At 64.5% G+C, this 12,950-nt stretch carries 12 protein-coding genes; 9 read left to right on the forward strand and 3 right to left on the reverse strand.

Annotated elements, in window-relative coordinates:
* Positions 1-4: 4 nt before the first annotated feature.
* From K410_RS0115615 to gntR, 3 genes are all read right to left on the reverse strand, one after another.
* The gene (locus tag K410_RS0115615; RefSeq protein ID WP_028135759.1) at positions 5-736 is read right to left on the reverse strand and encodes an SDR family oxidoreductase; all 732 of its coding nucleotides are present in this window, start codon (positions 734-736) and stop codon (positions 5-7) included.
* Between the two features lie 132 nt (positions 737-868).
* Positions 869-2,698, reverse strand: coding sequence for an IlvD/Edd family dehydratase (locus K410_RS0115620; RefSeq protein ID WP_028135760.1), 1,830 nt, complete (start codon positions 2,696-2,698; stop codon positions 869-871).
* A 122-nt stretch (positions 2,699-2,820) separates the two neighbouring features.
* Positions 2,821-3,921 (reverse strand): HTH-type transcriptional regulator GntR, encoded by a 1,101-nt coding sequence (gene gntR / locus K410_RS0115625; protein WP_028135761.1) that lies wholly within the window; start codon positions 3,919-3,921, stop codon positions 2,821-2,823.
* Positions 3,922-4,124: 203 nt separating this feature from the next.
* On the opposite strand from gntR, the gene K410_RS0115630 reads away from it, so the two are divergent.
* From K410_RS0115630 to K410_RS0115670, 9 genes are all read left to right on the forward strand, one after another.
* On the forward strand, positions 4,125-5,192 hold the full coding sequence (locus K410_RS0115630; RefSeq protein ID WP_028135762.1) for an ABC transporter ATP-binding protein: 1,068 nt from the start codon (positions 4,125-4,127) through the stop codon (positions 5,190-5,192).
* 45 nt (positions 5,193-5,237) lie between these two features.
* Complete coding sequence (locus K410_RS0115635) at positions 5,238-6,557, forward strand: ABC transporter substrate-binding protein (protein WP_028135763.1); 1,320 nt, start codon at positions 5,238-5,240, stop codon at positions 6,555-6,557.
* Positions 6,558-6,657: 100 nt separating this feature from the next.
* Positions 6,658-7,575, forward strand: a complete 918-nt coding sequence (locus K410_RS0115640; RefSeq protein WP_080672162.1) for a carbohydrate ABC transporter permease — start codon at positions 6,658-6,660, stop codon at positions 7,573-7,575.
* Between the two features lie 81 nt (positions 7,576-7,656).
* Positions 7,657-8,580 (forward strand): carbohydrate ABC transporter permease, encoded by a 924-nt coding sequence (locus K410_RS0115645; RefSeq protein WP_028135765.1) that lies wholly within the window; start codon positions 7,657-7,659, stop codon positions 8,578-8,580.
* 65 nt (positions 8,581-8,645) lie between these two features.
* A complete protein-coding gene (gene denD / locus K410_RS0115650) occupies positions 8,646-9,632 on the forward strand; it encodes a D-erythronate dehydrogenase (protein WP_028135766.1) in 987 nt (328 codons plus the stop codon).
* 23 nt (positions 9,633-9,655) lie between these two features.
* On the forward strand, positions 9,656-10,624 hold the full coding sequence (locus K410_RS0115655; RefSeq protein ID WP_028135767.1) for a sugar kinase: 969 nt from the start codon (positions 9,656-9,658) through the stop codon (positions 10,622-10,624).
* 11 nt (positions 10,625-10,635) lie between these two features.
* Positions 10,636-11,286, forward strand: a complete 651-nt coding sequence (eda, locus tag K410_RS0115660) for a bifunctional 4-hydroxy-2-oxoglutarate aldolase/2-dehydro-3-deoxy-phosphogluconate aldolase (protein WP_028135768.1) — start codon at positions 10,636-10,638, stop codon at positions 11,284-11,286.
* A 60-nt stretch (positions 11,287-11,346) separates the two neighbouring features.
* Positions 11,347-12,516, forward strand: coding sequence for an acetyl-CoA acetyltransferase (locus K410_RS0115665; protein WP_028135769.1), 1,170 nt, complete (start codon positions 11,347-11,349; stop codon positions 12,514-12,516).
* Between the two features lie 192 nt (positions 12,517-12,708).
* Complete coding sequence (locus K410_RS0115670; protein WP_028135770.1) at positions 12,709-12,915, forward strand: hypothetical protein; 207 nt, start codon at positions 12,709-12,711, stop codon at positions 12,913-12,915.
* Positions 12,916-12,950: the final 35 nt, after the last annotated feature.

The following is a 12,950-nucleotide window of genomic DNA, read 5'->3' on the forward strand; positions in this document are numbered from 1 at the left end:
GGCGTCAGAGCATATAGCCGCCGTCGACGACGAGGTCGACGCCGGTGGTGAAGGCGCTCTCGTCGCTGCCGAGATAGACCGCCATGGATGCGATCTCCTCGGCGGTGCCGAGCCGGCCCATCTTCTGGCGGGAGATGAACATCTCCTTGCCCTGCGGTCCCTGCGCGGCGGCGCGGTCGAGCATCGAGGGCGTCTCGACCGTGCCGGGGCAGATCGAGTTGCAGCGGATGCCCTTGGTGATGAAGTCGAGTGCCACCGCGCGCGACAGCAGCGACACCGCCGCCTTCGACGAGGAGTAGACGTAGCGGTTGGCCGGCGGCCTCAAGGCCGCGCAGGACGAGATGTTGACGATGCTGCCGCCACCGCCGGCGATCATGTCGGGCAGGAACGCCTTGATGGTCCGGTGCATCGACTTGACGTTGAGGTCGAATGAGAAATCGAAATCCTCCTCCGAGCAGTCCAGGATGGTGCCGTGGTGCACGAAACCCGCCGCGTTGAGCAGGATGTCGATCCTGCCGACACGCTTGGCAAAGGCATTGACGTCGGCGGTGTTGCGGACGTCGAGCTTGGCGACTTCAGTGATGCCTTCCTTGGTCAGGCTCGCGATGCCAGCCTCGTTGATGTCGGTGGCGATGACGGTTGCGCCTTCACGCGCGAATGCGATGGCGCAGGCGCGGCCGATGCCGGCGGCTGCAGCCGTGACGACGGCGCGTTTGCCCTTGAGGCGGTCTGCCATTTTTCTTCTCCTTTAAATGAGTGCCGTCATTCCGGGGCGCGACGTAGTCGCGAGCCCGGAATCCATAACCACGATCGGGAGTATGGATTCCGGGCCTGCGCCTAACGGCGCATCCCGGATTGACGGTCTTTCCTAGTGATTATCCCGCGCCACACCGAACGTGCCGGCGACGTTCTGATAGCGCGTGGCGAGCTCCATGCAGGCGCCGGTCGATTGCTGGCCGACGGTGTTGCGGTAGATCTCCTGCCACGGCGTCTGATTCGGCGGATGCTTGAAGCCGCCGCTGGCCTTCAGCTCGGCGTGGCGCTTCTTCAGCTCCTCGTCCGAGATCAGGATGTTGGCGCTGCCCTTGTTGAGGTCGATGCGCACCTTGTCGCCGGTCTTGAGGATCGCAAGACCGCCATTGGCGGCGGCTTCCGGCGAGGCGTTCAGGATCGAGGGCGAGCCAGAGGTGCCGGACTGGCGGCCGTCGCCGATGCAGGGCAGGGACAGGATGCCGCGTTTGATCAGCGCCGCCGGCGGTTGCATGTTCACGACCTCGGCGCCGCCGGGGTAGCCGATCGGCCCGGTGCCGCGGATGAACAGCACGCAGCGCTCGTCGATGTCGAGCGAGGGATCGTCGATCCGCTCGTGATAATCCTCCGGGCCCTCGAACACGATGGCGCGGCCCTCGAAGGCGTTGAGGTCCTTCGGGTTGCTGAGATAGCGGTCGCGGAATTCCTTGGAGATCACCGATGTCTTCATGATCGCGGAATCGAACAGATTGCCTTTCAGCACCAGGAAGCCGGCGTCCTTCACCAGCGGCTTGTCGTAGGCCCAGATCACGTCGTTGTCGGGCTTTGGCGCATTGGCGCAGTTCTCGCCGATGCCGCGGCCGTTGACCGTGACGGCGTCCTCGTGGATGCGCTTGTGCTTCATCAGTTCGCGCACCACGGCCGGCACGCCGCCGGCGCGGTGGAATTCCTCGCCGAGATAGAAGCCGGCCGGCTGCATGTTGACCAAGAGCGGCACGTCGTGGCCGACTTTCTGCCAGTCCTCGATCGTGAGCTCGACGCCGATGTGACGGGCCAGCGCATTGATGTGGATCGGCGCGTTGGTCGAGCCGCCGATCGCCGAATTGATCACGATGCAGTTCTCGAACGCCTTGCGGGTCAGGATGTCCGAAGGCTTGAGGTCTTCCCAGACCATCTCGACGATGCGTTTTCCGGTCTCGTAGGCGATCTGGCCGCGCTCGCGATAGGGGGCGGGAATCGCCGCGCAGCCCGGCAGCGAGAAGCCGAGCGCTTCGGCGAGCCCGTTCATGGTCGAGGCGGTGCCCATGGTGTTGCAATGGCCGACCGAGGGCGCGGAGGAGGCCACGATCTCCATGAACTCTTCATAGTCGATCTCGCCTGCGGCGAGCCGCTCGCGCGACTTCCAGACGATGGTGCCGGAGCCGGTGCGCTCGCCGGCATGCCAGCCGTTCAGCATCGGGCCGCCCGACAGCACGATCGCGGGCAAGTTCACCGTCGCCGCCGCCATCATGCAGGCCGGCGTGGTCTTGTCGCAGCCGGTGGTGAGCACGACGCCGTCGAGCGGATAGCCGTAGAGGATCTCGACCAGGCCGAGATAGGCGAGGTTGCGGTCGAGCGCCGCGGTCGGGCGCTTGCCGGTCTCCTGAATGGGATGGGTCGGGAATTCCATCGCAATGCCGCCGGCCTCGCGGATGCCCTCGCGGACCCGATGGGCCAGCTCTATATGGTGGCGGTTGCAGGGAGAGAGGTCATTGCCGGTCTGGGCGATGCCGATAATCGGCTTGCCGGACTGCAGCTCGGCGCGGGTGAGGCCGTAATTGAGATAGCGCTCCATGTAGAGCGCGGTCATGCCCGGATTATGCGGGTTGTTGAACCATTCCTGCGAGCGAAGATGGCGTCGCGCGCCGTTGCCGGCGGGCGCATGCCCATTGGTTGGTTTCTTTGTCATTGGTTTCTCCTGCAATGCAAACGCACCGGCGTCCGTCCCGGGGTCTCGGCTTGTGCGATGCCCAGCGGCGCGAATGATGGATCGCTGGCCCGCTGGCGGGTCGTTTCCTCACAGATCCGATACTAGTCATGACCGCTTGGTAACGCTACCATTTTGTTCGCCGGACCCGCGCCTGATACGGCCGGCCTGCTTTCCGAATGACGCGACGACGAGCTTTGCCGCTCGATCACCTTGAAGCCGAGATCGAGCACCGGCTGCTCGGGACGTCGTCCGTCGATCGCCTCGATCAGCATGGTGGCGGCTGTGTTGCCCATCTCGTAGCGGTTGGTGCGCACGCTGGTAAGGGTGGGGACGGCGGAGGCCATGAATTCGAGGTCGTTGAAGCCGACGATCGCGAGCTGGTCGGGGACCGCGATCTCGCGGCGCCGGCATTCGAACAGCACGCCGAGCGCGAGGTCGTCATTGGCGCAGAACACCGCGTCGAGATCGGGCTCGCGCGCCAGGAGATCGGCGAACAGGGCGCAGCCGAGCGTCACCGAGGTCGGCGTCGCGGTGGTGACGACGAGGCGCTGCTCGAACAATGCGGCGTCCTTCATGGCCGAGACATATCCGTCCAGCCGCCGCTGCACCCTGGGATCCATCCGGGCACCGATGAAGCCGATCTTGCGGCGGGCCTGGTCGAACAGGTGCGCAACCGCCGCGCGGGCCGCATCATAGTGCGAAAAGCCGATCATCATGTCGACCGGATCGGGGCCGATCTCCATGATCTGCACGATCGGGCAGTCGGCGGCCTCCAGCATCGCGCGCGATTCGGCGGTCTGGTCGATCCCAGTGACGATCAGACCGGCCGGCTTCTGCGCGAGAAACAGCCGCAGCAGCTTTTCCTCCTGGAGAATGCTGTAGCGCGTGTTGGACAGCTGGATCGAGTAGCGGCTGCCTTCGGACGCATCGTAGATGCCGCGCAGCACGTCCGAGAACACGTTGTTGGTGAGAGAGGGGATCAAGACACCGATGACCTCGGTGCGTTGCGAGGCCAGCGCGCGTGCCGCAAGGTTCGGGACGTAGCCGAGCTCCTTGGCCGCGCTCTCCACCCGCGTCCGCTTGGCGACCGACAGGGCCTCCGGATTACGAAAGAAGCGAGACGCTGTAATCGGGCTGACGCCGGCAAGCTCGGCGACTTCCGCCAGCCGGATTTTGCCTGACTTGGTGCGTTTTCGACCCATTTGCTGCTCTTAACACAGTCGGTCCCGCAAACAAAGGAACGTTGACAGCGCTACCAGCAGCGACTAACCAAAGACAAATTGCCAAAACCGCACAAACTGCCGACAATGTTGCCCGCTACGGTCGGGCTTCGTTCGGCGAAGTCTGAAAAAACAAGACGGTCGCGGCGCCAAGGGCCGTCGTGGACTATCGAGGAGGGAGCTAGATGTCGTCTGTGCAAATCCGCGACGTGCGGAAATCGTTCGGCAATTTTGAAGTCCTGCACGGCGTGACCGTACCGATCGAGGATGGGCAGTTCGTCGTCCTGGTCGGCCCCTCCGGCTGCGGCAAGTCGACGCTTCTGCGCATGCTCGCCGGTCTCGAGAACATCACCTCCGGCACGATCTCGATCGGCGACCGCGTCGTCAACAATGTCCAGCCAAAGGAGCGGGACATTGCGATGGTGTTCCAGAACTACGCGCTCTATCCGCACATGACCGTCGCCGACAACATGGGCTTCTCGCTCAAGCTGCGGAACGCGAGTGCCGACGAGATCAACAAGCGCGTCAAGCGCGCCGCCGAGATCCTCGCGCTGGCGCCGCTGCTCGATCGCTATCCGCGCCAGCTCTCCGGCGGCCAGCGCCAGCGTGTCGCGATGGGCCGTGCCATCGTGCGCGACCCGCAGGTCTTCCTGTTCGACGAGCCCTTGTCGAACCTCGACGCCAAGCTGCGCGTCGCCATGCGCACGGAGATCAAGGAGCTGCACCAGCGGCTGAAGACGACGACCGTCTACGTCACCCACGACCAGATCGAGGCCATGACCATGGCCGACAAGATCGTCGTCATGCATGACGGTATCGTCGAGCAGATGGGTACGCCGCTCGAGCTCTACGACAAGCCCGACAACCAGTTCGTCGCCGGCTTCATTGGCTCGCCTGCGATGAACTTCCTGAAGGGGCATGTGCGCGTCAACGGTGTCGCGAGCTTCGAGGGGCCGAACGGCGTCAAGTTGCCGCTCAAGACCGCGCCCGCGGCGTCCGACGGCCGTCCTGCGGTCTACGGCGTGAGGCCCGAGCATTTCACCATCGCCGACGACGGCGCCGAAGCGGAAATCATCGTGGTCGAGCCGACCGGCTCGGAGACGCAGGTCTTCGCCAAGATCGGCGGCGAGCAGGTCGTCGCGGTATTCCGCGAGCGTCACCAGTTCAATCCGGGCGACAAGATCCGGCTGAAGCCGGATCCGTCGCTGGTGCACTTGTTCGACGAGGCGACGGGAAAACGCCTGAACGCGTAGTGTGAGTTTTACTTAAGATAATAAAAGCATCACAGGGAGGACGACATGCAAGACTTTACCCGCCGCACGCTGCTTCAAGGCGGAACGGCACTGGCTGCGACCGGCATGCTCACCGGGCCGGCGCTGTTCGACTTCGCCAAGGCCTGGGCGCAGAGCGCGCCCTGGAAGCCGGAGGCGGGCGCCAAGCTGACCGTGATGCGCTGGAAGCGCTTCGTGCCTGCCGAAGACGATGCGTTCAACCAGATGGTGGCCGCGTTCAAGGCCGCGACCGGCACCGAGATGAACGTGTTCAGCGAGTCCTTCGAGGACGTGCAGCCGAAGGCCTCGGTTGCCGCCAATACCGGCTCGGGGCTCGATCTCGCCTGGGGCCTGCACACGCTGCCGCAGCTGTTCCCCACCAAAGTGCTGAAGATGAACGACGTCGCCGATTATCTCGGCAAGAAATACGGCGGTTGGACCGATGCGGCCGCCAAGACCTGCAAGCAGGGCAACGACTGGCTCGGCATCCCCGTCGCGACCAACGGCGGCTACATGACGTACCGCAAGTCGGCGCTCGACAAGGCCGGCTTCAAGGAATTCCCGAAGGACTTCCCGGGCTTCCTCGAGATGTGCAAGGCCTTGAAGAAGAACAATACGCCGGCCGGCTTCGCGCTCGGTCATGCCTCGGGCGACGGCAATTCGTGGCTGCACTGGGTGCTGTGGGGTCACGGCGCCTACACGGTCGACCAGAACGACAAGATCATCATCAATTCGCCGGAGACGGCGAAGGCGCTGGAATATTGCAAGGCGCTGTACGACGCGTTCATCCCGGGCACCGCGTCCTGGAACGATTCCTCCAACAACAAGGCGTTCCTCGCCGGCGAGCTCTATTGCACGGCGAACGGCATCTCGATCTACGTCGCTGCCAAGACCGATGCCAGCAAGAAGGAGCTCGCCGAGGACACCTATCACGCGCTCTGGCCGGTCGGGCCGGTCGGCAAGCCGACCGAGCTGCAGCTGGCTCTGCCGATCCTCGCTTTCAACTTCACCAAGTATCCGAACGCGGCGAAGGCCTTCGTCGCCTTCATGCTGGAGAAGGAGAACTACGAGAAGTGGCTGGACGGCGCGCAGGGCTATCTGACACAGACCCTGAACGCCTACGAATCGGCGCCGATCTGGAAGGCCGATCCCAAGAACGAGGTGTTCTCGCAGGCCTCCAAGCGCACGCTGCCGGCCTCCGGCATCGGCACGGTCGGCGAAAAGGCGGCAACGGCCATCGCCGACTTCATCGTCGTCGACATGTTCGCCAATTACTGCACCGGCACCAAGGATGTGAAGGGCGCGATGGCGGAAGCCGAGCGCCAGCTGAAGCGCATCTATCGCTAGGCATCACGGAGCGGGCGGCAGTCGCGCCGCCCGCTCGTCAACATTTCGATCAGGGATATCGGGCATGGCTGATGTCGCAATTCCCAGGGCCAAGCCTCAGATGAGCGAGGGCGGCGCCTGGACCCAGCTCAAACACAACCGCAACTGGCTCGGCTTCTGGTTCATGGTGCCGGCCATGGCGTTCCTGATCTTCTTCCTGGCCTATCCGCTGGGGCTCGGCATCTGGCTGTCCTTCACCGACACCCGCATCGGCAGGGTCGGGCAATTCGTCGGCACCGAGAACTATGAGTGGCTGTGGGACGATTCCATCTTCTGGCTGTCGGTGTTCAACACGCTGCTCTACACCTTCGTCGCCAGCGCCCTCAAATTCGCGATCGGGCTCTATCTCGCGCTGCTGCTGAACGAGAACATGCCGTTCAAGGCGATGCTGCGCGCGATGGTCCTGATCCCCTTCATCGTGCCGACGGTGCTCTCGGCATTGGCGTTCTGGTGGATCTTCGATTCGCAATTCTCGATCATCTCCTGGTCTCTGAGGCATCTGGGACTGATAGATCAAAACATCAACTTCCTCGGCGACACGACCTGGGCACGCATCTGCGTGATCTTCGCCAACATCTGGCGCGGCGTGCCGTTCGTGGCGATCACGCTGCTCGCCGGCCTGCAGACGGTGTCGCCGTCGCTCTATGAAGCCGCGACGCTTGACGGCGCCACGCGCTGGCAGAATTTCCGCTACATCACCTATCCGCTGCTGACCCCGATCATCGCCGTCGTCATGACCTTCTCGGTGCTGTTCACCTTCACCGACTTCCAGCTGATCTGGGCGATGACGCGCGGCGGCCCGGTCAATGCCACCCATCTGATGGCGACGCTGTCCTATCAGCGCGCGATCATCGCCGGGCAGCTCGGCGAGGGCGCGGCGATCTCCAGTGCCATGATTCCGTTCCTGCTCGCTGCGATCATGGTGTCCTGGTTCGGCCTGCAGCGCCGCAAGTGGCAACAGGGGGAGAACAATGACTGATCTCCGCACTGTTTCCGTCTTTTTCGCGCGAACGGGGCAAGCCCCGCGCGCGCTGCCGCAAGTGGCAACAGGGAGAGAACAATGACTGATCTTCCTGCCTCCAAGGTCGATCTCAAGGGCGTCCTGTCGGCGTCCGCGCGCGTCGATAACAGCGAAGGCATGAGCTATCTGCAGTCGGTGCCGCGCCGGCTGGTGACGCTGTATCTGCCGCTCGCGATCATCGTCGTGGTCCTCCTGTTTCCGTTCTACTGGATGGCGCTGACCTCGGTGAAGCCGGACGAGCAGTTGCTCGACCTCGACAAATACAACCCGTTCTGGACCTGGAACCCGACCTTCAAGCACTTCCACAAGCTGCTGTTCGAGAGCTACTATCCGTACTGGCTCTGGAACACGATGTACGTGGCGATCTGCGCCACCATTCTCTCGATCATCGCCTCGGTGCTGGCTGCCTACGCCATCGTGCGCCTGCGCTACAAGGGTGCCAATCTGGTCGGCGGGCTGATCTTCCTCGCCTACCTGGTGCCCCCGTCGATCCTGTTCATCCCGCTCGCCACCGTCGTGTTTCAGTACGGCCTGTTCGACTCGCCGCTGGCGCTGATCCTGACCTATCCGACCATCCTGATCCCGTTCTCGACTTGGCTCTTGATGGGCTATTTCAAGACCATCCCGTTCGAGCTCGAGGAATGCGCGCTGATCGACGGGGCGAGCCGCTGGCAGATCCTGATCAAGATCGTCCTGCCGCTCGCCATCCCCGGCCTGATCTCGGCCTTTATCTTTTGCTTCACGCTGTGCTGGAACGAGTTCATCTACGCGTTGACGTTCCTGCAGTCGACCAGCAACAAGACGGTGCCGGTCGCGATCGTCAACGAGTTCGTGGACGGCGACATCTACCGCTGGGGCTCGCTGATGGCGGGTGCGCTGGCCGGCTCGCTGCCGCTCGTCATCCTTTACGCCTTCTTCGTGGAGCATTATGTGTCCGCGATGACCGGCGCCGTGAAGGAATGATCGCGGGCTTTGCCGAGGGCGCGCCAGGAGCAGCGCGCTCCGGCCAATGACAAGGAGTTGAGCTCTTGCACATTCTGGTTCTGGGCGCCGCCGGCATGGTCGGCCGCAAACTCTGTGAACGGCTGCTGCGCGACGGCCGGCTCGGCAAGAGCGACATCACCAAGCTGACCCTGCATGACGTGGTCGAGCCGAAGCAGCCGGAGAAGGCCGGTTTCCCCGTCGAGACGATGTCGGGCGATTTCGCCGTGCCGGGCGCCGCCGAGAAGCTGATCGCCGGCCGTCCGGACGTGATCTTCCACCTGGCCGCCATTGTCTCCGGCGAAGCCGAGCTCGATTTCGACAAGGGCTACCGCATCAATCTCGACGGCACGCGGATGCTGCTCGATGCGATCAGGCTCGTGGGCGGCGGCTACAAGCCGCGCGTCGTCTTCACGTCCTCGATCGCGGTGTTCGGCGCGCCGTTCCCGGATGCGATCGGTGACGAGTTCTTCCACACCCCGCTGCTCAGCTACGGCACGCAGAAGGCGATCGGCGAGCTGCTGCTGGCTGACTATTCGCGCCGCGGCTTCCTCGACGGCATCGGCATCCGCCTGCCGACCATCTGCATCCGGCCCGGCCTGCCCAACAAGGCGGCCTCCGGCTTCTTCTCCAACATCCTGCGCGAGCCGCTGGCCGGCAAGGAAGCGGTGCTCCCGGTGTCCGAGGATGTCCGCCACTGGCACGCCACGCCGCGCTCGGCCGTCGGCTTCCTGCTCCATGCCGGCACCATGGATCTCGCCGCCGTCGGCCCGCGCCGCAACCTGACCATGCCGGGCCTGTCGGCCACGGTCGGCGAGCAGATCTCGGCCCTGAAGCGCGTGGCCGGCGAGAAGGTCGCGGCGCGCATCAAGCGCGAACCCGATCCCTTCATCGTCGGCATCGTCGGCGGCTGGCCGCGCAATTTCAGCCCGAAGCGGGCGCTCGAGCTCGGCTTCACCACCGCCGAGAAGACCTTCGACGATATCATCCGTATTCACATCGAAGACGAGCTCGGCGGCAACTTCGTCGCTTGATCTCTGACTGAGCGGGCCTGGTGATGGCGAGCGTTGCTTGCATCGGCGAATGCATGGTCGAGCTCCGGCAGGCGCAGGGCGGCGCGTCCGCCGGGCAGGGGGGCGGGCTTTATTCACGCGGCTTCGGCGGCGATACCCTCAACACTGCCGTCTATCTGGCGCGGCTCGAAGTGAAGGTCGACTATCTCACCGCGCTCGGCGATGACGCCCTGAGCGACGAGATGATCGCGGCCTGGATGAGCGAAGGTGTCGGTACGAGGCGCGTCGTGCGGATCGCAGGCAAGCTGCCCGGCCTCTACATGATCCAGCTCGACGCCAAAGGCGAGCGCCAGTTCTTTCACTGGCGCGACAGCGCGGCGGCGCGCCAGTTGATGAACCTGCCGGAGACCGACGAGCTGCTCAATTCGCTGATGAGCTACGACATCGTCTATCTCTCCGCGATCACGCTCTCGATCTACGATGCGCCGGGGCGCGAGCGCCTGTTCGCGGCGATCAGGCGTGCGCGCCTGCTCGGCACCCGCTTCGTGTTCGACACCAATTTCCGTGCGCGGGGATGGCCGGATCGCGACATCGCGCGGGAGGTGTTCGCGTCGGCGTTTGCGGTCGCCGACATCGTGCTGACCTCGACCGAGGATCTGCTCGCGCTCTATCCCGGCGAGAGCAACGACCAGCTGATGGCGCGCATCCCGGCACCCGAGCTGGTGTTTCGCCTCGCCGAGCCGGTCAGTCTGCTGCGCTTCCCCGGCGGTACGAGCGAGGTCTCCGCCGAACCGATGTCCAAGCCGGTCGTCGACACCACCGCGGCCGGCGACAGCTTTGCCGCCGCCTACATTGCCGCCCGGCTCGCCGGTTCCGATCCGGTCGAGGCCGCTCAGGCCGGGCATCGCCTCGCCAGCGTCGTGATCTGCTATCCCGGCGCCATCATTCCGGGCTATGCCATGCCGCCGAAGAAGCGGCACCGGCCGCCTGTCTCGCGTCAAGCGACCAAGTGAATCGAGATCCCATGCCCACGACTGCCCAACAGAACCACCTCGTCGCGCTGTTCAGGGACGCGACCGTCATTCCCGTCCTCACCATCGAGCGCATCCAAGACGCCGTGCCGCTGGCGCGCGCGCTGGTCGCCGGCGGAATCCGCACGCTGGAGGTGACCCTGCGCACATCAGTTGCGATCGAGGCAGCGCGGGCGATGATGGCCGAAGTGCCCGAGGCTGTCGTCGGCATCGGCACGATACTCAATCCGGCCGATTTTACCCGTGTCGAGAAGCTCGGCGTCGCCTTCGGCATCAGCCCGGGCCTGACCCCCGATCTCCTCGAGGTCGCGACCCACAGCTCCCTGCCGTTCGCACCGGGCATTGCCACAGCGTCCGAGCTGATGATGGCGTTGGCACACGGCTTCGACGTTGCAAAATTCTTCCCGGCCGAGCAGGCCGGCGGCATCAAGGGCCTGCGCGCGCTCGGCGGTCCGTTCCCCAACGTGCGGTTCTGCCCGACCGGCGGCATCGGCGAGGCCAATGCGGCGAGCTGGCTCGCCGAGCCCAACGTGGTCGCGGTCGGCGGTTCCTGGCTATGCCCGACGGCAGAGATTCGGGCCGGGAACTGGGCCGGCATAACAGCCATCTGCCAGCGCACCCTGAAAGCCCTGAAAGCTGCGTGAAGTCTTGCCATCCCTGGGCTAAGACTTAGCTCAGGAGAAGACCCCCAGGGAGAGATGACCATGACCGCCAGCATCGTCGGATGGGCGCATACGCCGTTCGGCAAGTTCGACACCGAGACCGTCGAAAGCCTCATCACCCGTGTTGCCAATGAGGCGCTGGCGGATGCCGGCATTTCGGCCGGCGATGTCGATGAGATCGTGCTCGGCCATTTCAACGCCGGCTTCTCGCCGCAGGATTTTACCGCCTCGTTGGTGCTCCAGGCTGATCCGATGCTGCGCTTCAAGCCGGCGACCCGGGTCGAGAATGCCTGTGCCACGGGATCTGCCGCCGTGCATCAGGGCCTGCGCGCGATTGCCGCAGGCGCGGCCAAGGTCGTGCTGGTCGTCGGCGTCGAGCAGATGACGCGCACGCCCAGCGCGGAGATCGGCAAGAACCTGCTCAAGGCATCCTACCTGCCCGAAGACGGCGACACCGTCGGCGGCTTCGCCGGCGTGTTCGGCAAGATCGCCAGCTCCTACTTCCAGAAATATGGCGACCAGTCCGATGCGCTGGCGCTGATCGCGGCCAAGAACCACAAGAACGGCGTCGCCAATCCCTTCGCCCAGATGCGCAAGGATTTCGGCTTCGATTTCTGCCGCGCCGAGAGCGAGAAAAACCCCTACGTCGCCGGCCCCCTGAAGCGCACCGACTGCTCGCTGGTGTCCGACGGCGCCGCGGCGCTGGTGCTGGCCGACGCCGAGACCGCCAAGGGCATGGCCAAGTCGATCGGCTTCCGCGCCACCGCGCACGCCCAGGACTTCCTGCCGATGAGCAAGCGCGACATCCTCCAGTTCGAGGGCTGCACCGTCGCCTGGCAGCGCGCGCTGGAGAAGGCGGGCGTGACGCTGTCCGATCTCTCCTTCGTCGAGACCCATGATTGCTTCACGGTCGCCGAGCTGATCGAATATGAAGCGATGGGCCTGACGCCGAAGGGGCAGGGCGCCCGCGCCATCAAGGAAGGCTGGACGCTCAAGGACGGCAAGCTGCCGGTCAACCCGTCCGGCGGCCTCAAGGCCAAGGGCCATCCGATCGGCGCCACCGGCGTCTCCATGCACGTGATGACCGCGATGCAGCTCGCCGGTCAGGCCCCCGAGGGCATGCAGCTCAAGAACGCCAAGCTCGGCGGCATTTTCAACATGGGCGGGGCCGCGGTCGCCAACTATGTCTCCATCCTGGAGCCGCTGAAATAAGCCTTGTAGGGTGGGTTAGCCCAGCAGATGCGCGAAGTGCATCTGCTCGGCGTAACCCACGTCGTTTGTCTCCGAGGAGACAGAGTTGATGGATTACGCCTGCGGCTAATCCACCCTATGGCCTTTGCGCTAGATCATGGTGGAGACGCTGGGGGCCCTTAAAGCTCCTGATTGACTTGCAGGGAACGCATCATGAGCACTGACTACGAAGACTCGCTGTCGATGGACGCACTCAACGATCGCATCGCGATCCTCGAGGACAATATCCGCCAGCTCATCGAGCAGGCCGCGGCCGCCTCGGGCGAGCAGAGCGAGTCGCGCATCGCCGACCGGATCAGCCAGCAGAACGACGAGCTCGACCGGCTGCTCAGGATCCGCGAATCCCGCCAGAAGAAATAGCGGCCGGTATCGCCGCGCGGCGCATGCGGCCATAC

This window comes from Bradyrhizobium sp. 22, assembly GCF_000482425.1.
In the GTDB taxonomy this organism is placed as follows: Bacteria; Pseudomonadota; Alphaproteobacteria; order Rhizobiales; family Xanthobacteraceae; genus Bradyrhizobium; species Bradyrhizobium japonicum_B.